Source organism: Deinococcus maricopensis DSM 21211 (genome assembly GCF_000186385.1).
In the GTDB taxonomy this organism is placed as follows: Bacteria; Deinococcota; Deinococci; order Deinococcales; family Deinococcaceae; genus Deinococcus_B; species Deinococcus_B maricopensis.
The window spans coordinates 1526887-1550066 of the sequence record NC_014958.1 but is presented as its reverse complement, the minus strand read 5'-3'; the positions used below and the strand labels follow the sequence as shown (position 1 = coordinate 1550066).

Below are 23180 nucleotides of genomic sequence, written 5' to 3'. Positions count from 1 at the left end.
GCATAGGGCATGCCCGCGCGCGGGCATGTCCCTGCCGTGAAGGCCGGGCGGGGCGCCGGAGCGGTTCATTCTGCTCAGGGTAGAATGCGCGGCATGACGGCGCCGGACACTGTGGTTCTTATTGATGGGCACGCGCTCGCGTACCGCTCGTACTTCGCGATTCCGCCGCTCACGAACAGCGCGGGTGAAAGCACCAACGCCATCCTGGGGTTCCTGCGTCTCACGCTGCGCCTTGAGAAGCAGGTCAGCAATCAGGTCATCGTGGTCTTCGACCCGCCCGTGAAGACCTTCCGGCATGAGCAGTTCGAGGGGTACAAGGCGGGGCGCGCGCAGACGCCTGAGGACCTGCCGAAGCAGATCAACCGCATCCGTTCGCTCGTGGACGCCATGGGCCTCCCTCGCCTGGAAGTGCCCGGGTACGAGGCGGACGACGTGATCGGCACGCTCGCGAAACGTGCGGAGGCGCAGGGCCTGAACGTCCGCATCGTCACGTCGGACCGCGACGCGTACCAGCTGCTGTCCGAGCGCGTGAAGGTGCTCACCAGCGACTTCAAGCTGCTCGGCCCGGACGAGGTGCTCGAGAAGTACGGCGTGACGGTCGGCCAGTGGGTGGATTACCGCGCACTCACCGGGGACGCCAGCGACAACATTCCCGGCGCGAAGGGCATCGGGCCGAAAACGGCCGCGAAGCTCCTGCAGGAGCACGGCAGCCTCGACGCGGTCCTGCAGGCCGCCGAAGCGGGCGCGCTGAAGCCCAAGGGCACGCAGGAGAAGATCGCCGCGAGCGTGCAGGACGTGCTGTTCAGCCGTGAGCTGTCGTGCATGGTCACGGACCTGCCGCTCGACGTGGAGCTCGGCGCACTGCGCGGGCACGGCGACCGGGACGCGGCCCTGGCGATCCTGCGCGAACTGGAGCTCAACAGCCTCCTGAAGGACGTGGACGCCCTGATGAGCGCGCAGGCCGCCGGGGACGTCGCCAGCGCCCCCGCGACCCTCGCGCTGGGCGCCCCAGCCACCGAAGCGTGGACGACGCCCACCGAGGACGCCGCCTGGGGCTACCGCCTGAGCCGCGAGGACGAGCTGAGCGCGCACCTGCTCGACGCCGCCACCTTCGGCGCGGAGGTCGCGCGCGTCGCGCCGCACGCGTCGGCCGAGGAGGGCGCCACGCCCAGCGTCGACCTGAGCGCCTTCGAGGGGGTGCGCGTCGTGAACGCCGTGAACGCCAAGGCGCTCGCCACGCACCTGCAGGTCCGCGGCGTGAGCGTCGAGCCCGGCGAGGACCCGCTGCTGATCGCGTACCTGCTGGACAACACCGTCACGAACGCCAGCCTGCTCGCGCAGGCGCACCTCGGCGCGCCCTGGCCGGACGACGCGCCCACCCGCGCGCTCGCCACCGCGCAACTCCTCACGGCCCTGCGTCCGCAACTCGACGAGAAGCGCGCGCAGCTGTACAAGGACGTGGAGCGGCCCCTCGCGCACGTCCTCGCGCGCATGGAGGTGCGCGGCGTGCGCCTCGACAGCGCGTACCTGCGCGGCCTGAGCGACAGCCTGGGCGCGCGCGCGCAGGAACTCGACGCGCGCATTCAGGAGCTCGCCGGGCACCCGTTCAGCGTCAACTCCCGCGACCAGCTCGAAAGCGTCCTGTACGACGAGCTGGGCCTCGCCAGCGGCAAGAAGACGAAACTCACCGGGAAGCGCAGCACCGCCGTGAGCGCCCTCGAACCCCTGCGGGACGAGCACCCCATCATCCCGCTGCTGCTGGAGTACCGCGAGCTGACGAAACTCAAGGGCACGTACCTCGACCCCCTCCCGAACCTCGTGAACCCCCTCACGGGGCGCCTGCACACGACGTTCGCGCAGACGGCCGTGGCGACCGGACGCCTGAGCAGCCTGAACCCGAACCTGCAGAACATCCCCATCCGCAGCGAGACGGGCCGCGAGATCCGCAAGGGCTTCATCGCGGACGACGGCTTCTGCCTGATCAGCGCCGACTACAGTCAGATCGAGCTGCGGCTGCTCGCGCACATCGCGGACGACGCGCTCATGCAGGAGGCGTTCGTGGGCGGCGCGGACATTCACCGCCGCACGGCCGCGCAGGTGCTGGGCGTGATGGAGGACCTCGTCACGCCAAATCAGCGCCGCGCCGCGAAGACCGTGAACTTCGGGGTGCTGTACGGCATGAGCGCGCACCGCCTCAGCAACGACCTGGGCATCTCGTTCGCGGAGGCGAGCCGCTTCATCGAGCGGTACTTCGCGACGTACCCGCGCATCCGCGAGTACATCGACGCGACCCTCGCATTCGGGCGGGAGCACGGGTACGTGGAGACGATGTACGGCCGCCGCCGCCTCGTGCCGGAGCTGCGCAGCGCCAACCGCACCATGCGTGAGGCCGGGGAGCGCGTGGCGTACAACATGCCCATTCAGGGCACCGCCGCGGACATCATCAAGATCGCGATGGTCGAACTGGACGAGCAGCTCAGCGCACTCGGCGCGCGCCTGCTGCTGCAGGTGCACGACGAACTGCTGATCGAGGCGCCGTCGGACCGCGCGGACGAGGTCGCGGCGCTCACGCGGCGCGTGATGGAGGGCGTCGTGACGTTGAAGGTGCCGCTGCGCGTGGAGATCGGCACCGGCCCGAACTGGTACGACACGAAGTGACCCGCGCTGCATGAAGACCCGCCCATCTAACTGAACCCCGCCCGGCCTGATGGGCCGGTAAGGTGATGAGGCTCAGTCCGTCCCCGCGCCCCGCTCTTCCGATGAGTTGAGCGGGGCGCGCGCCGTCTCTCATTGCACGCTCGTCAGGAGCACCATGACCTTCCACGATCCGACCCATCTGGCCCGCGCCGTTCGCAGCATCCACGCCCTGTTCAGCCACACGCCGCAGTGGACCGAGAGCCGCGTCATGCAGGAGACGCACCTGCACCGCACGCTGGTGCGCGAGGCCCTCGCGACCCTGGTGCGGGAACATCACGTGCTGCAGACGTACGCCACCGTGTACGGGCAGTCCTTGTTCGTCCGCGCGCCCTCGCACGACCCGGCGGAACGCGCGGACGGCGCGCCGCTGAGCATGCAGGATCTGCGGGTGCTGCACGCGCTGGACCAGAAGCCGGATTCGGCCTCGCACCTGGGGCGGCTGCTGAACCTCACGCTGCCCGCGACGAACCAGAGCCTCAGTCACCTGAACAGCCGGGGTCTGGTGCACGTCCGGTACGTCGGCATGCTGGCAATCTACCAGCGCACCCGGAGTATGGCGATGCCCACGGCAACCCTGTCCTCTTGAGCGGGCGGGGAGGCGGACCCGCACTGATTAGGCGCGCAAAGCGGCGCGCCGCTTTGCGTGGGGCGTTTAGCGCAACAAGGTGCGCAGTTCACTGCTGGAGACCTGCACGGTCATGTGGCCCTGCAGGTACAGGCGGTCGCTGCTGCGCGCGCCGAAGGTGCGGTGCAGGGCGCTGAGGTGAATGCGGTGAAGCGCCTGCCCGAGCATGAACTGGACCTCGTTCATGGTGCCGGGCACCCAGCGGACGCTGAGGGCATGTGAAGCTGTCGTCATGATGACTTTCCCGTGACCCGGCGGGAGCGTGTCGCCCGAGGGGCACTCCCCCGTAGCCGCGCCGCGCGCCGGTCAATCTTCCTCAGTATGCCGCACACTCATGATGGGGGTGTGATGCACCCCGGAGGCGCGGCACCCCGCGTCAGCACAGAACCGGCGGGCCGCCCCGCCGGTTCCAGCTGCGGGATTCACCTGAACTTGAGGCTGGTGAGGGCGCGCGTGAAGGCCGGGTCGGTCTTGGCATACCCGGCGGTCGTGTTGATGTGCTGGAAGCTGTAGAAGTTCTTCGCGCCGTTCCCGAACCACAGGCGCATTTTGTACGCCTGGCCTTTGATGGTCATGTTGTACGTGCGTTCGATGCCGCTCACGCCGCCGTAAGCGACGGACTTCTCGGTCAGGCGGCTGAGCTTGGTGCCGTCGGCCTGCACGGACTTCTCGAACGCGGCGAGTTCCACGGGCAGGTTCACGGTCTTGCCGTTCTTGGGAATGAAGATCAGGCGGATCATCGCGGCGGGCGGTTTCGCGGCGCTCGCGGCGGTGATGCCGGCGAGGCCGTCATTGGTTTTCAGGCCGACCCAGCCCTTAGGCAGGTCGACGCTGAACGGCAGTTTCGCGTCCTGCACGCGGACGTAGCCTTGCGCCTGGGCGAGCGCAGGAGCGGCGGCGAAGGTCAGGGCGGCCAGGGTGAGGGCGTGTTTCATGCCCGGCACGCTACCGTACGCGCATGAGCGGCGCGCTCATCGAGCGTGAATTCGGGTGCGCTGCGCGTCAGCGGGTGGTCAGGCGTGCGGGCGGCCACAGGCGCAGCGGCACAGGCCCGGCAACGTCACGCAGGTCCACGGGGCCGAACAGCCGCGAGTCGACGCTCTCGCCGATGATGCGGTTGTCCCCGAGGACGTACACGTGGCCGGCGGGCACCCGCACGGGCGCGTGGTCCTGCTCGGTCGGGCCGCTCGCGTACGGTTCACGGAGCGCGTGGCCGTTGACGTGGACGGTGCCGTCCTCGACGTCCACGGTGTCGCCGGGGAGGCCCACGACGCGTTTCACGAGGTAGGGGCGGTGCGGACGCCCGAACGGTCCGGGTTCGGTGCTGTACGGGCTGTCGGCGGGCCCTTTGAACACGATGATGTCGCCGCGCCGGGGAAACGCGCCGCTGAGGTGCCAGGCGCGCGCCCAGCGGGGGTACTTGAGGAGCAGCAGCACCTCGCCCGTGTGGAGGGTGGGCTGCATGCTGGCGCCGTCCACGCGCGCGAACGTGAACAGGAAGGTCGTCACCAACCAGACTGGCAGGATGGCGCCCAGGACCCATTCGCGCCAGACGCGCCGGAGCGTGCTGCGGGCGGGCGGCGAGTGAGCGGGGTGGGGCACGCGGTCATGTTAGTGCGCCGGACGGCTCTGCGCGCGGGGCCGCTGTCCGGGTCGGCGGCGGCCCGAGCAGGGGGCTGAGGGCGTGCTCGTGGGTTCTGTACCCCGGGCGGGAGCGCTGCGGGCCGCCGGGTGAGTGAGGGGAACGTTGAGCGTCCGTTCAGATTGTTGCGATGTTGAAGGTTATGGTGAGACGGACCCGTACGCTGAAGACGTTGTTCCGACGAGTTGCGCTGTGACCACTGACCTTTCCCCCCGAACCGCCAACCTCTACGCCCTGCTGGACGGCCTCCTGGACCCGTTTTTCGCCGTGGACGCCCACTGGCGCTTCACGTTCGTCAATCATCATGCCGCCGCCATCATGGGCACCACCCCGCCGGTCTTGCTGGGCCGCGTGCTCTGGGAATGTTTCCCGGAGGCGCTCAGCACCGCGCTGCACCCGCACTATCACGCCGTCATGAACACCCGCGAGGTGGCGGAGTTCGACGCGCACTACCCCGCGCTGGGCGTGTGGGTGGAGGTCCGCGCCTTTCCGCACGACGACGGCATTGCCGTGCACTTCCGGGACATCACGGAGCGCCGCCTGGCGGACGAGCGGCGTGAGCGGCTGCTGGACGTGACGCGGGCGCTCGCGGGCGCGCCGAGCACCTGGGCGGTGGCCGAGGCGGCGCTCCGCACGGGCCTGCCCGCCCTGGAAGCGAGCGGCGGCGCGGTGCTGGTGCCCGGCGCCGACTCGCTGACCGTGCTGCACAGTCTCGGTGCGGCCGTGGGCGAGGACGCCGCCCTGCCTCCCGAGACGCTCGCGCCCGCCACGCGGGCGTTCCGTGCGGGCGCGCCCGTGTTCCTGCGCGCCGCGGACCTGAACGCGCTGGACCCGGAACTGGAGGGCGCGCGGGCGGTGGCGGCGCTGCCGCTGGTCGTGAACGCCCAGACGCTGGGGGTGCTGCTGCTGCAGTTCAGCACGGACCGCACCTTCAACGAGGCTGAACGGGACTTCGCGGCGTCACTCGCGGGGCAGCTCGCGCAGGCCCTCGCGCGCGCGCAGCTCAGTGACGAGCGCGAGGCGACCCTCGCGGCCCTGAAGGTGGAGCGGGAGCGACTGGCGTTGATTCTCGCGCAGATGCCCGTGGCGATCTGGGTGGCGGAGGTGCCGAGCGGGCGCCTCATCACCGGAAACGACGCGATCGGGCGCATCCTGCGCCGCGACTTCCTGCCGGCCGGCGGCATCGACGAGTACAGCGAGTACATGGGCTTCCACCCGGACGGGCGGCGGTACGAGGGGCTGGACTGGCCGCTGGCGCGCACCGTCACGACCGGCCAGACGGTGGAGAACGAGGAAGTCGAGATGCTGCGCGGCGACGGCACGCGCGGGTACGTCAGCTATTCGTCCGCGCTGATTCATGACGTGGACGGCACGCCGGCGTTCGCGGTCGTGACGGGCGTGGACGTCACTGCCCGCCACGAGGCGGAAGCGGCCCTGCGCGACCTGAATGAGGAGCTGGAGGCGCGCGTGCGCGCCCGGACGCACGAGCTGGAAGCGGCAGCGCGCGCGCTGCAGGACGCCAATCAGGAACTGGAGGCGTTCAGTTACAGCGTATCGCATGACCTGCGCACGCCGCTGCGCCACATTCAGGGGTTCGTGGGGCTGCTGCGCCGGCAGCTGAGCGACACGCTGAGCCCGCGGGCGGCCACGCACCTCGACGTGATCGAGAGCAGCGCGGCGCGCATGAACACGCTGATCGAGGAACTGCTGGCGTTCGCGCGGGCGTCGCGGGCGACCATGCAGCGGCAGGCGGTGCCGCTCGGACAGCTCGTGGAGGAGGTCCGCGCGAACCTCGCGCCGGAGCAGCAGGGGCGGACGGTGCACTGGACGGTGGGCTCCCTGCCGACCGTCCAGGGTGATCAGGCGATGCTGCGTCAGGTGTTCGTGAACCTGCTGTCGAACGCCCTCAAGTACACGCGGACCCGTGAGGAGGCGCGCATTGAGGTGCGCGCGGAGCTGGACGCGGGCATGTGGACGGTCAGCGTGCGGGATAACGGCGTGGGCTTCGATCCGCAGTACGCGGACCGCCTGTTCGGGGCGTTCCAGCGCCTGCACCGCGAGGATGAGTTCGAGGGTGTGGGGGTGGGCCTGGCGAACGTGCGGCGCGTCGTGGCGCGTCATGAGGGGCGCACGGGGGCGGAGGGGCGCCTGGGTGAGGGCGCAACCTTCTGGTTCAGCCTGCCCGCCTGAGCGTTCAGCCGGCGGGGGCCCACCACCCCCACTCGTTCTGTCCATGACAGATCGCGCGGGGGTGGGGTTGCTACAATGCCGGGCGTGATCGCCTACCTGACCGGAACTGTCCGAGACGTGCGCGACACGTCCGCGGTGATTGTCGCGGGCGGTGTCGGGTACGAGGTGCTGTGCCCCGCCCCGACCCTCGCGAAACTCCGCGTGAACGACACCGCCGAACTGCACACCCGCATGGTCGTCCGCGAGGACGCCTGGACGCTGTACGGATTCCAGGACCAGGACAGCATCCGCCTGTTCGACCTGCTCACCAGCGTCACCGGCGTCGGCCCGAAACTGGGCCTCGCCCTGCTGAGCGCCATGCCACCGCACGTCATCGCGGGGGGCATTCTGGGGTCGGACAGCAAACTGCTCGCGAGCGTCAGCGGCGTCGGCAAGAAGACCGCGGAGCGGCTGGTGCTGGAACTGCAGAACAAGGTGCCGGAGCACCTCGCCGCGGCCAGCGGGCGGACCACCGCCCCGGTCGTGAACAGCACAGTCGGGCAGGACGCCGTCGAGGCGCTGCTGGCGCTGGGGTTCCGGGAAGCGCAGGTGCGCGCGGTCATCAGCGAACTGCTGAGCGCCGACCCGAACGCCACGGCAGACCAGCTGATCCGCAAGAGCCTCGGGCGTCTGCGCTGACCAGCGCGCCCATCAGGTGCGCAGGGCCCGCAGGAGCAGCAGCACCGCCACGAACGTCAGGACGCTCAGCGCGAGGTCCAGCGGCCAGGTCACGGTCGTGCGCCACGCCAGCCGCCACGTCACGCCCGTGAAGACCGCGGCGAGGGCCGAATCGATCAGCCACGCGCGCCGTTCGGTGGGGTCAGGGGGGGGCGATCCGGTCATGCGGGCATGCTAGGGGGGACGCGCGCGAGAAGCCTGCGCTTCGCGTAAAGGCCCACTCAGAAAGTCCGCCAGGACGGTACCCTCAGGCATGCCTCTTCACGACCCGGCGTTTCTGGTGGCCTTCGGCGCCACGCCCGACCTCGCGCGCGCGCGCCTGCAACACGAACTCACGGCGTACCAGGCGGCACTCGCGGCGCATGCCCGCCCGCTCGACGAGCCCCTGCCGGGCCGCCCATGGAGCGCCGCGCAGCTCACGGAACACGTAGCGCTCGTGAACGCGAGCGTCGCGCGGGTGCTGCGGCTGCTCGCGTCCGACCGGGACCTGAGTGCCTACCCGGACACGCCGGCCGCCGTCGTGGACGGCCGGGTACAGGCGCCGGCGCCCCTGCAGCCCGGCGAGAACCTTCCCGCCGTTGAACTGGAGGCGCGCTGGGCCGCTGCGAACGAGCAGCTGCACGGCGCAGTGGGGAGCGTGGACACCACGGACCCCGCGCGCACATTCCCGCACCCGGCGTTCGGGCAGCTGGACGCGCTCGGGTGGCTGCGCATGGCGGCGTTCCACACGCGTCATCACCGCAAGCAGCTGGAGGGCGCGTTCGGCGCCTGAGCACCGCCCGGGCAGGGCGCCGGAACGGTGCGTGTCCGGGCCGCCGTCCGGCGGACGCATTCCGTATTAGCCTGAGCGCATGAACAGTGAACCGACCGGAAGCAGCACCGTCAAAGGCACGCGCGGGTTCGAGCTGGACGCGCACCTCGCGTTCACGGGGACGCTCACGCCCGAGCAGGCGAGGCACGCGCTGCGCGGCTGGACGGGCCGCATAGACCTGTACGGCGGGGAGACGGTGCGGAGCGCGCGCGTGACCGGCCCGCTCGACGCGGACGCGACGCGCGCGCTGCTCCGCGCCGGCCTGGAGGGCGGCACGCTGCGGTACGCGGAAGTGGGGCTGCGCGGGTTCCTGCGCAGCGCCGACGGCGTGACCGACTGGGTGCCGTGGCGCCGGAACGTTGTTCTGGCCCGCACGGACGTGGACGGCGTGCAGTTCGAGTCGGGCGTTCGGTACGTCCTGGAGTGAAGCCCGCCCTGGGGGGTAGGGCGTGACCGCTCAGGCGGCGAGGACACGTGCGCGGACTTTGCCGCGTCCGTGCCCGGGGCGCATCATCAGGACCTGTACGTGCGCGTGCGGCGCGATGAACGGCAGCCACGCCTCCTGCAGGCGCGCCAGCGCGAGCTTCGCGTGCTCACTGGTGCCCGCGCCCGGCAGGTCCCGCAGGACCACGATGGCGCGGCGTTCGTCGCTGGAGCGCCACACTTCGGCGAGGCAATCGAAGTCGCGGCCTTGCGGGTCGCGGTACTCGACGAGGCTGCTGGGTTTGATTAGGCGCATGACGACGGCCTCCTGAGGGGGCGTATGAAGAGGGGCCCGTGTGAGCGGGGTGGGTGCCCTTACGGTACGGCGAAGCACCTGAGGCAGATGACCCGGGCGTGAACAACGCTCACGCAGCACGCACGTGAAGCCAAAGTTGAGGTTTCCTTCACTGTACTGCGCGTCCGTCACGCAAACCGCACAGAATCGCACACGTCCCCCCCGCTAAGATCACGGCACATGGTTCAGGAACTGCTGACAATGCTGGTGCGAGAAGGCGCCTCCGACATTCACATTCGCGTGGGCAGCCCGCCCTGCTACCGCCAGGGTGGCCGCATCGTCCGCATGGACTCCCCGCCGCTCACCCGCATGAACGTCCGCGACATCCTCGCGGAAATGCTGCCCGGCACCATCAGCATGGAGGACTTCGAGCAGGAACTCGAGGCGGACTTCGCGTACGCCATCGATCACGTTGCGCGGTTCCGCGTGAACGCGTTCTTCCAGCGTGGCAGTGCGGCGCTGGTGCTGCGCGTCATCAAGAACAACATCCCGGATTTCCGCGTGCTCGGGTTGCCGGAGCAGGTCATGGAGTACTTCGCGGCGCAGGAGCGCGGCCTGATCCTCGTGACCGGCCCGACCGGCAGCGGCAAGACCACCACGCTCGCCAGTCTGATCGACTACATCAACGGGCACGACGACCTGAACATCATCACCATCGAGGACCCCATCGAGATCCTGCACCCGAACAAGCGCAGCCTCATCGCGCAGCGGGAGCTCGGCGCGGACACCAAGACGTTCGCGAAGGCGCTGCGCGCCGCCCTGCGTCAGGACCCGGACGTGATCCTGATCGGCGAGATGCGCGACAAGGAAACCGTCGAGGCGGCCCTCAGCGCCGCGCAGACCGGCCACCTGGTGCTCAGCACGCTGCACACGCAAGACGCCGTGCGCACCGTGAACCGCGTCATCGACTTCTTCCAGCCGCACGAGCGTGACCAGATTCGCCTGGGCCTCGCGGAGAGTCTCGTGGGCATCATGAGTCAGCGGCTGCTGCCCCGCAAGGACGGCGGGCGCGTGGCGGGCCTGGAGATCCTGATCGGGACGCCCCTCGTGCGCGACCAGCTCAAAGAGGAGGAGAAAACCCCCCTCATCCGCGAGGCGATGATCGAAGGCAGCGCGGTCGGCATGCAGACCTTCGAGCAGCACCTCGTGAAACTGGTGGAGGCGGACACCATCCGCTACCAGGACGCGCTGCTCGCCGCGACCAGCCCCACCGACCTGAGGACGCTGCTGATGCGCGCCGGCCTGAGCGAACGCGAGCTGCTCGCGCGGGACGAGGCCGAGGAGAACGCCGCCGAAGGCACCGCCACCGCCTGACGCGCCGGCACCCCCACGAGGCGGGCGCGTGGCGCCCGCCTGCACTTATTTCAGGGCGGGTGTGCGGACGCCCGGCAGCAGCAGCGCCCCGCCGAGCGCCAGCAGGTACGCCGGGCCAAGCGGGAACAGCCACCCAAGCAGCGTGTACAGGCCCAGACCGATGTTCGCGTCCTCGTTGTAGCGGGGGTCGAGGCCCACGACGGTGTACGCGGCACCCAGCACGGCCGACCCGAGCAGCGCGAACGTGGACGCGCGCCGCACGCTCGGCACGGCGCGGCCCAGCAGGAACGACAGGCCGGTCAGGAGCAGCAGCGGCATCAGGACGTACGGCGTCCACGTGAGCATGGACCATCGGCCCGGGCCGTCCAGCAGCACAGCCCGCAGCGTCCCGATCAGGGCGCCAGCGGTGCCGACGCCCAGCACCGCTGCGGTCAGCGTCACGGTCGACCAGTGCGTCAGTGGCATGAGGTCAGTGCAGCAGGGCTGCGCGGGCCGTCCGTGCGGTTTCGCTTCAGGGGTCTTCACCGTGCCAGACTCGGGGGGTGAGTGGCTGGAAGTTGTTCGTGGATGACGAGCGGGACCCGGCGTTCCTCGTGCACCTGCGCGCGGCGGGCGAACGGGTGGACGCGGACGGCCCGTGGGTGGTGGCGCGCACGCAGTCGGCAGCGGAGGCGCTGATCCGGGCGCGCGGCCTGCCGGACGTGATCAGCTTCGATCACGATTACGGCCCGCCAGAGTGCGGTGACGGGCACGGCCTCGCCCGGTGGCTGGTGGAACAGGACCTAGACGGCGCCGTGGACCTCCTGCAGCTGCGGTATCAGGTGCATTCCCGGAACCCGGTGGGCGCGGCGAACATCCGGGGTGTGCTGGACGGGTACGTCGCGTTCAAACGCCGACCCTGACCACCGGCGGCGCGGCCCCTGCGGGCCGCGGTCCGTCAGGACGCCGGGGGCGCGCAGACCTGCCCGATCAGCTGGCGGAACCAGCGGTGGGCCGGGTCGGCGTCCATGCGGGGGTGCCACAGCAGCGACACCGTCACCTCCGGCGTGAGGTGCGGTACGGCGAAGCTGTGCAGGCCGGCGCGCAGGTGCCCGGTCTGCCGTTCCGGCACGGTGGCGATCAGGTCGGTGGCGCGCGTCAGCGCGAGCGCCGTGGAGAACTCGCTGACCACCACGGCGACCTCCCGGTCCAGCCCGAGCGCCGCCAGGGCGTCGTCGATGGGCCCGCGCTCCTGGCCGCGCCGGGACACGCTGACGTGCGCCCCGTGCACGTACCGGGCCGGGGTGACCTCGCCGTGACTGAGGGCGTGCCCGGCGCGCACGACGCCCACGAACCGGTCGCGGAACAGCGCGTGGACGCGCACTTCCGGGCTGGTGCTGTGCCCCACCACGCCGACCTCCACGTCGGCGGTGGCGTCGCGCAGCGCCGTGCTCGCCCGGTTCTCTTTCGGCACGAAGCGGAGCCGCACGCCGGGCGCCTGTGCGCGGACGCGGGCGAGCAGCGCCGCGCCGAAGTTCTCCACGAAGCCCGTACGGGCGCGGACCGTGAATGTTCGTGCGAGGGTCGGCAGGTCGAGGGCTGACGACGGGCGCAGGACGTCCTCGGCCTCCTGCACGAGTCGCGTGACGCGTTCGCGCAGTTCGAGGGCGCGGGGTGTGGGCACCAGGCCGCGTCCCGCCCGGACGAGCAGCGGGTCGCCGGTGGTGTCACGTAGCCGCGCGAGCGCGCGGCTCATGGCGGACGGGCTGAGGTGCAGCCGCTCGGCGGCGCGCGTCACGCTGCCTTCGGTGAGGACGGCGTCCAGCGTGAGCAGCAGGTTGAGGTCGGGCGTGGCCATGCGCAGACCCTACCGCGCGGTATAGGGCGTCACGTGCACAGATGCTGTGCAATTCGTGCGTCTTCCGCCCGATCAGCGGGCGGCGTACGCTTCAGGGGCGCTGGCGCCGGCGCCATTTCATCCCCCGGTTCGGAGGTTCCTATGACGTTCTCCCCTGCCCTGCCCTCCCGGTCGCCGGCGCCCCTGGCGCTGGGGGCGCTCGCGCTGGCCACGCTGCTGTCCTCGCTGGGGACCAGCAGCGCGACCATGGCCCTTCCCGCGCTCAGCCGCGCGTTCGGCGCGCCGTTCGCGCACGTGCAGTGGGTCGTGCTGGCGTACCTGCTGGCCGTGACGGCGCTCGTCGTCGTGGCGGGCCGCGTGGCGGACCGGGTGGGCCGACGGTTCTCGTTTCTCGTGGGCGTTGCCGGGTTCACGGCCGCTTCGGGGCTGTGCGGGGCGTCGGGCACGCTCGGCGCGCTGATCGTCAGCCGGGCGGCGCAGGGGGTGGGCGCGGCCATCATGACGGCGCTCACGCTGGCGCTGGTAAGCGAGGTCGTCCCTGCAGCGCGGACCGGGCGGGCCATGGGGCTGCTCGGCACCATGTCGGCGGTCGGGACGGCGCTCGGTCCCGCGCTGGGCGGCGCGCTGATCGCCGCGGCCGGGTGGCGCGCGGTGTTCCTCGTGAATGTCCCGCTGGGCCTGCTCACCCTGCTGCTCGCGTTCCGGTTCCTGCCGCGCAGCGCGGGGGGTCAGCCGGGCCGGGCGGCGCCGGATGTCCTGGGGGCGGCCGTGTTGGCCGCCACCCTTGCGGCGTACGCGCTGGCCGTAACGACGGGCACTCCGCTCGGCGTGAAGGTGGGCCTCCTGTTCGCGGCGGGGGTCGGCGTGGGGGTGTTCGTGCGTGTGGAGGCGCGCGCGCCCGCCCCGCTCGTGCCGCTGGCGCTGTTCCGCAGCGGGTCACTGAGCGCGGGCGTGCTCATGAGCGCCCTCGTCACGACGGTCCTGATGGCGACGCTGGTGGTCGGCCCGTTCTACCTGTCCGGCGCCCTCGCGCTCGACGCCGCTCGCGCCGGGCTGGTGCTGTCGTGCGGGCCGATCACGGCGGCCCTGATGGGCCTTCCGGCCGGGCGTACCGTGGAGCGCCTCGGGGCGGCGCGCGCGTCGCGGCGTGGCCTGCTGGGCGTGCTGGGTGGGTGCGTTCTGCTGGCCCTCCCCATGAACCTGGGTGTCGTGGGGTACGCGGCGCCGCTCGTGCTGCTGACGGCCGGGTACGCGCTGTTCCAGGTGGGCAACAATACGGCGGTCATGACCGGCGTGCCCGCGGCGCAGCGGGGCGTGACGTCCGGCGTGCTGAACCTAGCGAGGAACCTGGGGTTGATGACGGGCGCGGCTGTGATGGGCGCAGTGTTCGCGTGGGCGTCCGCGGGGGGCGCTACTGCAGGTCAGGTCGCGCAGGGCCTGCGGGTCACGTTCGGGGTGGCGGCGGGGCTGGCGCTCGTGGCGCTGGGCGTGGCGGTGCTCAGCGGGGGCGGTGCGGCGCGCGCAGCCGCGGCAGAGGGCGCCAGCGCCGCGAAGCGTCCGCGGCGCTGAGCGTCACTCGTGCCGGTCGAGGTTGCGCCAGCCGTACGCGAGCGCCCCCCACGTGACCCCGACCGTGACGGTCAGCAGCAGCGCCAGCGCGAGCGCGCCTGGGAGCGTGGCGAGGTACGCGAGGCCCGGGTACTGGTCAGGGAAGCTGATGGACAGGTACGTCGGCCGCGCGAGGATCAGCAGCAGGACGACGCTGTACACGAGGCTCAGGCCCATGTACGCGAGGCCGCTGGGGCTCAGGCCGATCTCGCTGGGGTTGTCGGCGGTGAAGCGTGGCGCGGCGGCGCCCAGGCCCACCCCGAGGGCGGTCATGGCGAGCGCGTTGCTGACGGCCACCAGCACGGACGCGAACATCACGACCGGCGAGAGCGCCAGGAAGCCCGCGCTGAGCACCGCGAGGACGAGGGCGAGCAGCAGCGTGACTGGCAGTACCCCAAGGAACTTGCTGAGCACGACCGTACGGGCGCTCAGGGCGTTGGTGCGCAGTAGCCAGTACCCGCGGCCCTCCTGGCTGACGGCGGGAAACGCGAGGCGCACGCCGACGCCGGCGATCACGAACCCCTGGAAGGCGAGCTGCACGTACCCGACGATGTTCTGGAATTGCGGGACGGGCGGCAGCGGTACGGAGCGGATGCTGACGAGGTACACGCCGGCAAGCGCCACGAGAATCAGGAGCTGCGACCACTGCGTCGGGTCGCGCAGGGTGGTGCGCAGGTCCTTGTACGCGAGGGTGCCGCCGGGGCCGAGGCGGGCGTACAGGCGTTCCAGGCGGCTGGCAGTCCGGGGTGGGCCGCCCGGGCGGACGCGGCTGCTTTCCAGGCCGCGCGCCCACCCGGCCTGGTACGCGTGCGTGGCGAGCAGCGTGGCCACGCCGAGCAGCAGCGCGGCGAGCGCCGCGAGGGGCAGCAGAGCGCCGCTGGCGTGGCCGTTCGCGCCGGCCCACACGACCTGCGCGGCCCACGCGGGCGGCAGCAGGGGGTTGGTGGGGCTGGCGAACTGCTGCAGGAGCCGCTCGAACTGTTCGGGATTCTGGAGTTGCGCGAGGAACTGTTCCGGCCGGGCGGCCCGGATGACGTACACGAGGGCGGCGCTGATGATGACGCCGAGGGCGGTGGCGACCTCGCGGACGCGGCCGAGCGGCGCGACGCGCATGAGGACCACCGCGAGGATCGCGCCGAGGCCGACGGGCAGGGCGTACACGAGGAGTGCGCACAGCAGCGCGAGCGGGTAGAACCAGGCGGGCGCGTGCAGCCACGCGCCGAGCGTGAGCAGGATCGGAATGGTGAGCGCGAACGGCACGGCGGCGGCGTTCAGGAACGTCTCGGTGACCTTCACGGCGAATACGCGGCGCGCGGGGAGCGGCTGCGTGAGCAGGAAGTTTAGGTCGTCGCTGAGGTACAGGGTGTTAATGGCGGTGGTGGTGGCGGTGAACGTGACGCCGCTCGTGAGGACGATCAGGCCCGTTTCCAGGACGCGCTGGAAGACGCTCACGCCGATGCTGCCGAACCCGCCAAGGAAGTTCAGGGCGCGCCACGTGCCGTACACCTCGGCGCACACGAGGAGCGCGCCGAGCAGGGCCAGCAGGGCGTACGCGATTTTCGGGCCGCGCACGAGGGTGTTGCGCAGCGCGCGGAGCTTGAGGCCGAGGATGCTGGCGTTCCGGGTCACGTGTCCGCCTCGGCGCGCGCGCGTTCGCGCTCGGCGGCTTCCTCCTCCACGAGGCGGAAGAAGATGCGTTCCAGGCTGTCGCCGTCGACGCCGCCGGCGTGCGTGCCGGTCTGGTTGCGGAGTTCGTCGAGGGTGCCGAGGCCGAGGACGCGGCCTCGGTCGAGCACGCAGATGCGCCCGGCGACGGCTTCGGCGAGGGGGAGGCTGTGGGTGGTGAGCAGGACGGTCCGGCCGCGGTCGGCGTAGTCCTGGAAGAGTTCGCGGACCTGCTTCGCGGCTTTGGGGTCAAGGCCGACCATGGGTTCGTCGACGATCAGGACGGGGGGTTCGGGCAGCAGAGCGGTGATGATGGTGAGTTTCTGGCGCATGCCGTGCGAGTACGTTTCGGTGAGTTCGTTGCCGAAGTGCTCGAGGGCGAAGAAGTCCAGCCAGCGTTCGATGTCGCGGTCGGCCTGGGCGGGGTCGAGGCGGTGCAGGTCGGCGATGAAGCGCAGGAGTTCACGGCCAGTGAGTTTGCCGTACAGGTAGGGGCGGTCGGGGATGTACCCGAAGCTGCGTTTGGCGCGCTCCGGGTCGCGCCAGACGTCGTGCCCGGCGACGCGGACGGTGCCGCTGGTGGGGCGGGTGAGGCCGACGATGGCGCGGATGGTGGTGGTCTTGCCGGCGCCGTTGGGGCCGAGCAGGCCGAACAGTTCGCCGGGGCGGACGGTGAAGCTGAGGTCGCGCACGGCGGTGTGGCGGCCGAACTGCTTGTGGTAGTGCTGGACCTCGATCACGATGCGGTCAGTGTAGGGGGGCGGGTGTGGCCCTGGACTTACGGGATTGCACAGAACGCCACTCCCCGTAATTTTTGAACTCGGTCTATGATTTTGCCAGGGAGGCTCCACATGACCACCGAACGCACCCGCACCTTCACCTGGGACGACCCCACCATCGGCGCGACCGCCGCACGTCACCTCAGCGGCCTCGACTACCTGCGCGGCATGGCCCGAGGCGACTACCCACCCCCACCCATCGCCCGCGCCCTCGACTTCAGCCTCCTGACCGAGGACGACATCCAGGACGGCCGCGTCACGTTCCGCATGACGCCCCAGGAGTACCACTACAACCCCATCGGCAGCGTCCACGGCGGCGTGTACGCCACCCTGCTCGACTCCGCGCTCGGCTGCGCCATCCACACCAAACTCCACGCGGGCGTCGGCTACACCACCGTCGACCTCGCCGTGAAGTACCTGCGGCCCCTGCTGGTCGGCACGCCGCAGGTCATGGCGGTCGCGGAGGTGATCAGCGTGTCCCGGCAGGTCGCCACCGCCGAGGCGCGCCTCGTGGACGAGCGCGGCAAGCTGTACGCGCACGCCACCACCACCTGCCTGATCCTGCGCCCGGACCGCGCCTGACCGGCAGCGCGCGAGCGGCCCCTGCAGTGGGGCCGCTCGCGCGTGGGTCAGGCGTCTTCGTCCTCGGGTTCGGGGCGGGGCGGGTCGTGCTCCGCGAGGCGCATCTCGTGATCGGTGGGCGTCTCATTCTCGTCGGTGTCGCTCAGGACGATTTCGCTGCGCGCCTCGGCGCTTCCGGCGTCATCATATTGAGTCATACGGTCACTGTACGCACCCACATGCGCGGGACGCTGAGGCTCCATTGGGGAAGGGTTCAGGTACGCCCGCGCCGCCAAGAGGGCCGGTCGCTGCACCACAGAGTGCGGCGACCGGCCCGGGTACTGTTCAGTCGGCGGACAGCGCGCGGTCCTCACCGGCCTGCTCGGCGGCGCTCAGGCGGCCGGGCTGCGGGTGGCCGCTCAGCGCGGCCTGCAGGCGCGCGTCGTCCAGGGCGCCCTCGCTGCGGGCGATGACGAGCGCGGCCACGCCGTTCCCGATGAAGTTCGTCAGGGCGCGCGCCTCGCTCATGAACCGGTCGATCCCGAGAATCAGCGCGAGGCCCGCCACGGGCACCGTGCCGACCGCCGCGAGCGTCGCCGCGAGCGTGATGAAGCCGCTGCCCGTGACGCCCGCGGCGCCCTTGCTGGTGAGCAGCAGAATCAGGATCAGGCCCAGCTGGTGGCTGAGCGTCAGGGGCGTGTTCGTGGCCTGCGCGATGAACACCGCCGCCATAGTGAGGTAGATGCTGGTGCCGTCCAGGTTGAAGGAATACCCGGCGGGCACGACGAGGCCCACGACGGGCCGGGCGGCGCCGGCGTCCTCGAGCTTCGTGATGAGACGCGGCAGGGCGCTCTCGCTGCTGCTGGTGCCGAGCACCAGCAGCAATTCTTCCTTGATGTAGCGGATGAACCGGAACAGGTTGAACCCGGCGGCGCGCGCGATGCTGCCGAGCACCACCACGATGAACAGCACGCACGTGAGGTAGAAGGCGATCATCAGCGCCGCGAGCTGCTGCAACGACCCCACGCCGTACTTCCCGATGGTGAAGGCCATCGCGCCGAACGCGCCGATGGGCGCGAGACGCATCACGAACCCGAGGACCGTGAAGACCGCCGTGTTGATGGCGTCGATGCCGCGCAGGAGGCGTTCACCGAGCTCGCCGAGGCGCGTGAGCGCGAACCCGAACAGGATGGCGACCAGCAGGACCTGCAGCAGGTCCCCGGACGTGAACGCGCTGACGAACGTGTCCGGGATGACGTGCAGCACGAAGTCCGCGACGCTCTGCTCGCCGGCGGCCTCGGTGTACTTGGTGATGCCGCTGGTGTCGAGCGACGCTGGGTCGATGTTCATGCCGCGCCCGGGCTGCAGGACGTTCACGACGAGCAGACCGATGAGCAGCGCGGCGGTGGTGACCACCTCGAAATAGATCAGGGCCTTGCCGCCGACCCGGCCGATCTTTTTCGTGTCGCGCATGTGCGCGATGCCGCTGACGACCGTCGCGAAGATAATGGGGCTGATCAGCATCTTGATCAGCTTGATGAACCCGTCGCCGAGGGGTTTGAGGCCCTCGCCAAGTTTCGGAGCGAAGTGCCCGAGCAGAATGCCGAGCGCGATGGCGATCAGCACCTGAACGTACAAGCTGCGGAAGAGTCGGGGCATGGGCGGTCCTTTCGGGAAGGGAGCGGCGGGAAGAGGCACGGCGCGTTTTCACGCGGGGCGTGTGGCCGGCGCGCGCGTGGTCGAACGGGTGTTCGGTGGTGAGGCCCAGCATGGCAAGGGCCGGCGGGACCCGCCAGAGCCCCCGGCACGCGCGCCGCGCCCTCCGCCCGCCCCGCGCGTACCACACGCGAAAAAAGCGGCTTCGTGCGCGGCAGCCCAGGGTGGGGTTTCGTTCGTGGCGCGCACGAAACCCGGGGTGGGCGCGCATCTGCTTTACTGGGTGGATGTCCCCCAGTCGGCGTCCGTTCGCGTCGGAAGTGGTGCTGCCCGCGCCCGCGCGGCGCTGGCGCGTGCAGACGCGCGCATTCGCGTGGCTGCTGGCGTTCTTCGTGGCGGCGGCCGCGCCGCTCGCGTGGGTGGCGAGCGCGACGCTGCAGGCGAGCATCCACCGGGGGTACGCGGAGCGGGCGCTGCGGGAGTCGCAGGTGGTGGCAGCGCAGGCGGTCGTGCGCGCGGCCCTCACGGACGGCGTGCACGTGGTCGCGCGCGTGAACCCGCTCGCGAACGCGCTCCGCACGCAGCTCGGCGCGGACTACGTGGTCGTCACGGACGTGCGGGGCGTGCGGGTCGCGCACCCGGAAGCGGACCGCCTCGGGGAACGCATGGTGGGCGGGGACTTCACGAGCTTCCGCGCGGGCCGCAGCGTGACCGAGACGGTCCTCGGCACGCTCGGCATGTCCGTGCGCGCGAAGGTGCCGGTGTGGAGCGCGGACGGACGCGTCGTGGGCCTGGCGAGCGTGGGGTTCCTGCTGCCGCGGCTGCGGGACGTGTTCTGGGACGTCGTGCGGGCGGGCGCGCCGTGGTACGCGGGCATCATGGTGCTGGCGCTGCTGGGCGCGCACGCGCTGAGCCTGGGAGTGCGCCGCGAGATGTTCGGGCTGGAACCGGAGCAGATCGCCAGCGTCGCCGTGCAGTACCGCACCGTCCTGCACGCGCTGGAGGAGGGCGTGGTGGTGCTGCGCGGCGACATGGTGCATTACCTGAACCCGCAAGCGGCGCAGCTGGTGGGCGGCCCGCCGGGGGCGCTGCCGGTGCCGCTCGCGGCGCTGTTGCCGGACGTGGACGTGCGCGCGTGGCGGCACGGCGCGCACGACAACGTGCCGCTGAGCGTGCGGGGCGTGCCGGTCCTCGCGAACGTGCGCGTCGCGCCGGACGGCGCGCGCGTGGTGACGCTGCGGGACCACGCGCGCGTGCGGGCGCTCGCGGATGAGCTGACGCAGGCGCAGCGGTACGCGGAACTGCTGCGCGCGCAGACGCACGAGTTCACGAACCGCCTGCATACCCTCGCGGGCCTGCTGCACCTCGGGGAGGTGGACGCGGCCCTGAGCCTGATCTACGAGCGGGAGCGGCGGCAGTCTGCGCGACGCGACGCGGTGGTGCCGCTCCGGCACCTGCACCTGATGGCGCTGCTGCTCGGGAAGTTCGAGCGGGCCGAGGAGCTGGGCGTGACGCTCACGCTCGATCCGCTGTCGGCGCTGCCGGAGGGCGTGGACGCCGCGACGCTGGACGCCGTGGAGCTGGCCGTCGGGAACCTCGTGCAGAACGCGTTCGATGCGACGCTGGGCGTGCACGGCGCGCGGGTGCGCCTGCTTGTCGCGGCGGACCCGGAAGGCGTGCAGGTGGAGGTGCAGGACAACGGCCCGGGCGTTCCGCCGACCGTGCAGGCGCACCTGGGGACGCGGGGGGTCAGCAGCAAGGGCGCCGGGCGGGGCGTGGGGCTCGCGCTCGTGCGGGACCGCGCGGCGGCGCTCGGGGGGACGCTCGCGTACGACCGGCGTGCAGGGATGACGGTGTTCACGCTGACGCTGCCATTCCGGGAGGACGCATGATTCGTGTGCTGATCGTGGAGGACGACGCGGACATCGCGCGGCTGCACTGGGCGTTCGTGGAACGCACGCCGGGCTTCAAGGTGGTGGGGCGCGCGGAGAGCGTCGCCGTGGCGGAGGCGATGGTGACGGCGCTGCACCCGGACCTGCTGCTGCTGGACGTGTACCTGCCGGATGGTCGGGGCCTGGACGTGCTGCGCGCGCTGCGGGCGCGGGGCAGCCACGTGGACAGCATCCTGGTGACAGCCGCGAACGACCTGGGAAACGTGCAGGACGCGCTCGCGGCGGGCGCGGTGGATTACCTCGTGAAACCGGTGGAACCGGCGCGGCTGCAGGTGGCGCTCGGGCGGGCGCGGGAACGGGCGGACGCGCGGCGTCAGGCGACACTGGGGCAGGCGCGGCTGGACGCGCTGTTCGGCGCGCCGCCGTCCGCCCCGCCGGGCCTGGACGCTGAGACGCTCGCGCGCGTCCGCGCGGCCCTCATGGACGGCGCGGCGCGCACGGCCGCGGAGGTGGGCGCGGCCGTGCAGCTCAGCCGCGTGACGGCGTGGCGCTACCTGGAGCACCTCGTGGAGGGTGGGGAGCTGGTCATGGACACGGAGCGGGCCCCCGTGGGGCGCCCCACGAAACGTTACCGCCGGGCCTGAGCTCCGGCACCCTCAGGCGTTGGCGGTTTCGGCGTCCCAGTGGAGGGTCAGGCCGTGCCCGGCGAGCCAGTCGTTCACGCGGTAGCCGTGCGCGGCGAGAGCGTTGAGGGTGCGGTGGGCGCTGCCGACCGCCTGCGCGTACTCGCGCGCGCCCAGGAGCCCTTCGTCGTGCGCGGCGTTCAGTTCGTCGGTGTCGAGGATGTTGGCGGCCAGGCCGTCCCAGACGGTGATGTCGAGGTAGTAGTCGCGGACGGTCCAGACGTGCCCGTCGCGGGTGATGGTGGCGACGTCCAGGTAGTAGTCGTGTTCGCGTTCGCCGTGGAAGTCGTAGCGGCACACCTGAACGCCCAGGTCGGGCAGCAGGTGCGCCTGCCAGTGCCGGATGCGGGGGTGGTTCATGAACGGCCGGGCGACGTACAGGCCGCCGGGCGTTTCACGGTAGATGCTCACGCGGCGGGTGCCGGTGTTGGTGTGGTGTTCGTACCGGACCGTGTCGTGCCGCTCGGTTTTCACGGGGTGGGCCGCCATGCTCAAGCATAAAGTGGCCGTTGTGGGTGTGCGGTGAGCAATTCCGCAGCCCGTCTCATGCGGTCTGCAGTGACTTGACGGGATTGCCGCTCCTGATCGGGGTGCCTGTGGTTTGCGCCGTGTCAGCACCTGAGGTTTGTCAGGGCGGGAGTGTACGGCGGGCTTCAATCGAGCTTGCCGAGCACGAATGCCAGCAGGAACCCGAGGGCCGTGAGCAGCCCGACCAGCGGGCCGCCCTCCTCGTACGCCTCGGGCATCATGGTGCTCGCCAGCATGGCGAGCACGGCGCCCGCCGCGAACGCCTGAATGCCCGCGATGATGTCAGGGTCCACGCCGCGCAGCAGCACGTACCCGAGGGCGGCGGCCACGCCGGACGCGATCATCACGGCGATCCACAGTCCCAGGACGTAGCGGGTCGAGCGTCCGGCGCGGCGCATCCCGGCCGCGCCGCTGAGGCCCTCGGGGACGTTGCTGAGGAACACGGCGGCCACGAACACCCAGCTGACGCCCGCGCCGCCCAGCAGGCTCACGCCGATGGCGAGCGATTCAGGAATGCCGTCCAGGAGCGCCCCGAGGAAGATGGCGGAGCCGCCCTCCGCGCTGGTGTCCTGCTGGTCCTGGGAGCGTTTGCGGTGGTGAGCGCCCGCGCGGTTCACGAGGAGGTCCGCGACGAAGTACACGACCGCGCCGAGCGTGAGACCGATGGCGGCCGCGTCGAAGCCGCCCTCGTGGAAGGCCTCGTCCATCAGGTCGAACGCGACGGCGGACACCAAGACGCCCGCGCCGACCGCCATGACCGAGGAGATCACGCGTTTGCTGAGCTTCAGGTACAGGCCCGCGAGCGCGCCGAGGATAAGGGCCGCGCCGCCCAGCAGGCCCCACAGGCCGGCGTTCAGGAATCCTGGCATGCCGTCATGCTAGGCACCGGGCGCGGCGCGCGCCTTGGGAGAGCGTTGACGTTGCGTCTAGCGGACACTGCGGCGCAGCGCGCGGTTGCAGCCGGTCAGGAGGGCCGTGAGCAGCAGTTCGGCGGCGATGCCGGGCAGCGGGACGGCCTGCCCGCTGTTGAAGATCAGGTACGTCCACAGCGCCACGCCGAACATGGCGAGCAGGCACGCGCCGGCAGCGGCGGTCCACAGGGCGCGGTGCAGGGTGGGGCGGTACGGCATGCGTGGACTGTACGGTCAAACGGCGTGGGGCGTGGGGCGTGGGCGAATATGCCCACGCCCCACGCCG

The 23180-nt window shown here is 71.2% G+C and carries 26 protein-coding genes; 12 read left to right on the top strand and 14 right to left on the bottom strand.

From position 1 onward, the window contains the following. The first annotated feature begins 84 nt into the window (after window positions 1-84). Together polA and DEIMA_RS07290 are read left to right on the top strand one after the other, a co-directional pair. On the top strand, window positions 85-2658 hold the full coding sequence (gene polA, locus DEIMA_RS07295) for a DNA polymerase I (protein ID WP_013556594.1): 2574 nt from the start codon (window positions 85-87) through the stop codon (window positions 2656-2658). Window positions 2659-2812: 154 nt separating this feature from the next. Beyond that, window positions 2813-3283, top strand: a complete 471-nt coding sequence (locus DEIMA_RS07290; RefSeq protein WP_013556593.1) for a helix-turn-helix transcriptional regulator — start codon at window positions 2813-2815, stop codon at window positions 3281-3283. A 66-nt stretch (window positions 3284-3349) separates the two neighbouring features. Here DEIMA_RS07290 and DEIMA_RS17840 read toward each other — a convergent pair whose 3' ends face one another. From DEIMA_RS17840 to lepB, 3 genes are all read right to left on the bottom strand, one after another. Next, the gene (locus DEIMA_RS17840; RefSeq protein ID WP_013556592.1) at window positions 3350-3556 is read right to left on the bottom strand and encodes a hypothetical protein; all 207 of its coding nucleotides are present in this window, start codon (window positions 3554-3556) and stop codon (window positions 3350-3352) included. A 188-nt stretch (window positions 3557-3744) separates the two neighbouring features. Further along, on the bottom strand, window positions 3745-4257 hold the full coding sequence (locus DEIMA_RS07285) for a hypothetical protein (protein WP_013556591.1): 513 nt from the start codon (window positions 4255-4257) through the stop codon (window positions 3745-3747). A 67-nt stretch (window positions 4258-4324) separates the two neighbouring features. Then, window positions 4325-4924: a signal peptidase I gene (gene lepB, locus DEIMA_RS07280; protein ID WP_013556590.1), complete on the bottom strand. Its 600-nt coding sequence runs from the start codon at window positions 4922-4924 to the stop codon at window positions 4325-4327. A 232-nt stretch (window positions 4925-5156) separates the two neighbouring features. Between lepB and DEIMA_RS16865 the strand changes: the two genes are divergently transcribed. Continuing rightward, window positions 5157-7154, top strand: a complete 1998-nt coding sequence (locus DEIMA_RS16865) for an ATP-binding protein (RefSeq protein ID WP_013556589.1) — start codon at window positions 5157-5159, stop codon at window positions 7152-7154. Between the two features lie 84 nt (window positions 7155-7238). After that, complete coding sequence (gene ruvA / locus DEIMA_RS07270) at window positions 7239-7832, top strand: Holliday junction branch migration protein RuvA (protein ID WP_043816544.1); 594 nt, start codon at window positions 7239-7241, stop codon at window positions 7830-7832. A 12-nt stretch (window positions 7833-7844) separates the two neighbouring features. On the opposite strand, the gene DEIMA_RS07265 is transcribed toward ruvA, so the two are convergent. After that, on the bottom strand, window positions 7845-8036 hold the full coding sequence (locus tag DEIMA_RS07265) for a hypothetical protein (RefSeq protein WP_013556587.1): 192 nt from the start codon (window positions 8034-8036) through the stop codon (window positions 7845-7847). 88 nt (window positions 8037-8124) lie between these two features. On the opposite strand from DEIMA_RS07265, the gene DEIMA_RS07260 reads away from it, so the two are divergent. Then, on the top strand, window positions 8125-8643 hold the full coding sequence (locus tag DEIMA_RS07260; RefSeq protein ID WP_013556586.1) for a DinB family protein: 519 nt from the start codon (window positions 8125-8127) through the stop codon (window positions 8641-8643). 79 nt (window positions 8644-8722) lie between these two features. Then, window positions 8723-9109 carry a hypothetical protein gene (locus DEIMA_RS07255; RefSeq protein ID WP_013556585.1) on the top strand — a complete coding sequence of 129 codons (387 nt, stop codon included), beginning with the start codon at window positions 8723-8725 and terminating at the stop codon, window positions 9107-9109. Window positions 9110-9139: 30 nt separating this feature from the next. On the opposite strand, the gene DEIMA_RS07250 is transcribed toward DEIMA_RS07255, so the two are convergent. Next, the gene (locus DEIMA_RS07250) at window positions 9140-9421 is read right to left on the bottom strand and encodes a hypothetical protein (RefSeq protein ID WP_013556584.1); all 282 of its coding nucleotides are present in this window, start codon (window positions 9419-9421) and stop codon (window positions 9140-9142) included. Window positions 9422-9640: 219 nt separating this feature from the next. On the opposite strand from DEIMA_RS07250, the gene DEIMA_RS07245 reads away from it, so the two are divergent. After that, the gene (locus DEIMA_RS07245; protein ID WP_013556583.1) at window positions 9641-10774 is read left to right on the top strand and encodes a type IV pilus twitching motility protein PilT; all 1134 of its coding nucleotides are present in this window, start codon (window positions 9641-9643) and stop codon (window positions 10772-10774) included. Window positions 10775-10819: 45 nt separating this feature from the next. Here DEIMA_RS07245 and DEIMA_RS07240 read toward each other — a convergent pair whose 3' ends face one another. Further along, on the bottom strand, window positions 10820-11239 hold the full coding sequence (locus tag DEIMA_RS07240) for a hypothetical protein (RefSeq protein WP_013556582.1): 420 nt from the start codon (window positions 11237-11239) through the stop codon (window positions 10820-10822). A gap of 77 nt (window positions 11240-11316) precedes the next feature. On the opposite strand from DEIMA_RS07240, the gene DEIMA_RS07235 reads away from it, so the two are divergent. Further along, complete coding sequence (locus tag DEIMA_RS07235; RefSeq protein WP_013556581.1) at window positions 11317-11676, top strand: cyclic-phosphate processing receiver domain-containing protein; 360 nt, start codon at window positions 11317-11319, stop codon at window positions 11674-11676. Between the two features lie 35 nt (window positions 11677-11711). Here the strand turns inward: DEIMA_RS07235 and DEIMA_RS07230 are convergent, their stop codons facing one another. After that, window positions 11712-12611: a LysR family transcriptional regulator gene (locus DEIMA_RS07230; protein ID WP_013556580.1), complete on the bottom strand. Its 900-nt coding sequence runs from the start codon at window positions 12609-12611 to the stop codon at window positions 11712-11714. Between the two features lie 141 nt (window positions 12612-12752). Between DEIMA_RS07230 and DEIMA_RS07225 the strand changes: the two genes are divergently transcribed. Next, on the top strand, window positions 12753-14180 hold the full coding sequence (locus tag DEIMA_RS07225) for an MFS transporter (RefSeq protein WP_013556579.1): 1428 nt from the start codon (window positions 12753-12755) through the stop codon (window positions 14178-14180). Between the two features lie 3 nt (window positions 14181-14183). Here DEIMA_RS07225 and DEIMA_RS07220 read toward each other — a convergent pair whose 3' ends face one another. Together DEIMA_RS07220 and DEIMA_RS07215 are read right to left on the bottom strand one after the other, a co-directional pair. Continuing rightward, window positions 14184-15848, bottom strand: a complete 1665-nt coding sequence (locus tag DEIMA_RS07220; protein WP_013556578.1) for a putative ABC transporter permease subunit — start codon at window positions 15846-15848, stop codon at window positions 14184-14186. Further along, window positions 15845-16624, bottom strand: a complete 780-nt coding sequence (locus DEIMA_RS07215) for an ABC transporter ATP-binding protein (protein ID WP_013556577.1) — start codon at window positions 16622-16624, stop codon at window positions 15845-15847. The genes DEIMA_RS07220 and DEIMA_RS07215 overlap by 4 nt, the downstream gene beginning before the upstream one ends. Before the next feature lie 111 nt (window positions 16625-16735). On the opposite strand from DEIMA_RS07215, the gene DEIMA_RS07210 reads away from it, so the two are divergent. After that, window positions 16736-17245 (top strand): PaaI family thioesterase, encoded by a 510-nt coding sequence (locus DEIMA_RS07210; RefSeq protein WP_013556576.1) that lies wholly within the window; start codon window positions 16736-16738, stop codon window positions 17243-17245. Window positions 17246-17292: 47 nt separating this feature from the next. Here DEIMA_RS07210 and DEIMA_RS18225 read toward each other — a convergent pair whose 3' ends face one another. Both DEIMA_RS18225 and DEIMA_RS07205 read right to left on the bottom strand, forming a co-directional pair. Next, window positions 17293-17442 (bottom strand): hypothetical protein, encoded by a 150-nt coding sequence (locus DEIMA_RS18225; RefSeq protein WP_013556575.1) that lies wholly within the window; start codon window positions 17440-17442, stop codon window positions 17293-17295. Window positions 17443-17569: 127 nt separating this feature from the next. Further along, window positions 17570-18883, bottom strand: a complete 1314-nt coding sequence (locus DEIMA_RS07205) for a dicarboxylate/amino acid:cation symporter (RefSeq protein WP_013556574.1) — start codon at window positions 18881-18883, stop codon at window positions 17570-17572. A gap of 284 nt (window positions 18884-19167) precedes the next feature. On the opposite strand from DEIMA_RS07205, the gene DEIMA_RS18850 reads away from it, so the two are divergent. Together DEIMA_RS18850 and DEIMA_RS07195 are read left to right on the top strand one after the other, a co-directional pair. After that, complete coding sequence (locus DEIMA_RS18850; protein ID WP_013556573.1) at window positions 19168-20772, top strand: ATP-binding protein; 1605 nt, start codon at window positions 19168-19170, stop codon at window positions 20770-20772. After that, window positions 20769-21416: a response regulator gene (locus tag DEIMA_RS07195; protein ID WP_013556572.1), complete on the top strand. Its 648-nt coding sequence runs from the start codon at window positions 20769-20771 to the stop codon at window positions 21414-21416. Before DEIMA_RS18850 ends, DEIMA_RS07195 begins: the two co-directional genes overlap by 4 nt. Window positions 21417-21428: 12 nt before the next feature. Here DEIMA_RS07195 and DEIMA_RS07190 read toward each other — a convergent pair whose 3' ends face one another. From DEIMA_RS07190 to DEIMA_RS07180, 3 genes are all read right to left on the bottom strand, one after another. Continuing rightward, a complete protein-coding gene (locus DEIMA_RS07190; protein ID WP_013556571.1) occupies window positions 21429-21944 on the bottom strand; it encodes a DUF402 domain-containing protein in 516 nt (171 codons plus the stop codon). A 164-nt stretch (window positions 21945-22108) separates the two neighbouring features. Beyond that, entirely contained in the window at window positions 22109-22852 is a 744-nt protein-coding gene (locus DEIMA_RS07185; protein WP_013556570.1) for a ZIP family metal transporter, read from the bottom strand. A 57-nt stretch (window positions 22853-22909) separates the two neighbouring features. Then, window positions 22910-23113 carry a hypothetical protein gene (locus DEIMA_RS07180; protein ID WP_013556569.1) on the bottom strand — a complete coding sequence of 68 codons (204 nt, stop codon included), beginning with the start codon at window positions 23111-23113 and terminating at the stop codon, window positions 22910-22912. Window positions 23114-23180 lie beyond the last annotated feature (67 nt).

What these genes read in the sequence shown, in the direction of transcription:
- DEIMA_RS07205 (WP_013556574.1), bottom strand. Translation starts at nt 18,883, where the DNA reads ATGCCCCGACTCTTCCGCAGCTTGTACGTTCAGGTGCTGATCGCCATC.
- DEIMA_RS07255 (WP_013556585.1), top strand. Translation starts at nt 8,723, where the DNA reads ATGAACAGTGAACCGACCGGAAGCAGCACCGTCAAAGGCACGCGCGGG.
- DEIMA_RS07230 (WP_013556580.1), bottom strand. Translation starts at nt 12,611, where the DNA reads ATGGCCACGCCCGACCTCAACCTGCTGCTCACGCTGGACGCCGTCCTC.
- DEIMA_RS18225 (WP_013556575.1), bottom strand. Translation starts at nt 17,442, where the DNA reads ATGACTCAATATGATGACGCCGGAAGCGCCGAGGCGCGCAGCGAAATC.
- DEIMA_RS07185 (WP_013556570.1), bottom strand. Translation starts at nt 22,852, where the DNA reads ATGCCAGGATTCCTGAACGCCGGCCTGTGGGGCCTGCTGGGCGGCGCG.
- DEIMA_RS07245 (WP_013556583.1), top strand. Translation starts at nt 9,641, where the DNA reads ATGGTTCAGGAACTGCTGACAATGCTGGTGCGAGAAGGCGCCTCCGAC.
- DEIMA_RS07210 (WP_013556576.1), top strand. Translation starts at nt 16,736, where the DNA reads ATGACCACCGAACGCACCCGCACCTTCACCTGGGACGACCCCACCATC.
- DEIMA_RS07265 (WP_013556587.1), bottom strand. Translation starts at nt 8,036, where the DNA reads ATGACCGGATCGCCCCCCCCTGACCCCACCGAACGGCGCGCGTGGCTG.
- polA (WP_013556594.1), top strand. Translation starts at nt 85, where the DNA reads ATGCGCGGCATGACGGCGCCGGACACTGTGGTTCTTATTGATGGGCAC.
- DEIMA_RS07195 (WP_013556572.1), top strand. Translation starts at nt 20,769, where the DNA reads ATGATTCGTGTGCTGATCGTGGAGGACGACGCGGACATCGCGCGGCTG.
- DEIMA_RS17840 (WP_013556592.1), bottom strand. Translation starts at nt 3,556, where the DNA reads ATGACGACAGCTTCACATGCCCTCAGCGTCCGCTGGGTGCCCGGCACC.
- DEIMA_RS07285 (WP_013556591.1), bottom strand. Translation starts at nt 4,257, where the DNA reads ATGAAACACGCCCTCACCCTGGCCGCCCTGACCTTCGCCGCCGCTCCT.
- DEIMA_RS07190 (WP_013556571.1), bottom strand. Translation starts at nt 21,944, where the DNA reads ATGGCGGCCCACCCCGTGAAAACCGAGCGGCACGACACGGTCCGGTAC.
- DEIMA_RS07250 (WP_013556584.1), bottom strand. Translation starts at nt 9,421, where the DNA reads ATGCGCCTAATCAAACCCAGCAGCCTCGTCGAGTACCGCGACCCGCAA.
- DEIMA_RS07240 (WP_013556582.1), bottom strand. Translation starts at nt 11,239, where the DNA reads ATGCCACTGACGCACTGGTCGACCGTGACGCTGACCGCAGCGGTGCTG.
- DEIMA_RS07290 (WP_013556593.1), top strand. Translation starts at nt 2,813, where the DNA reads ATGACCTTCCACGATCCGACCCATCTGGCCCGCGCCGTTCGCAGCATC.
- DEIMA_RS07225 (WP_013556579.1), top strand. Translation starts at nt 12,753, where the DNA reads ATGACGTTCTCCCCTGCCCTGCCCTCCCGGTCGCCGGCGCCCCTGGCG.
- DEIMA_RS07180 (WP_013556569.1), bottom strand. Translation starts at nt 23,113, where the DNA reads ATGCCGTACCGCCCCACCCTGCACCGCGCCCTGTGGACCGCCGCTGCC.
- DEIMA_RS18850 (WP_013556573.1), top strand. Translation starts at nt 19,168, where the DNA reads ATGTCCCCCAGTCGGCGTCCGTTCGCGTCGGAAGTGGTGCTGCCCGCG.
- DEIMA_RS07260 (WP_013556586.1), top strand. Translation starts at nt 8,125, where the DNA reads ATGCCTCTTCACGACCCGGCGTTTCTGGTGGCCTTCGGCGCCACGCCC.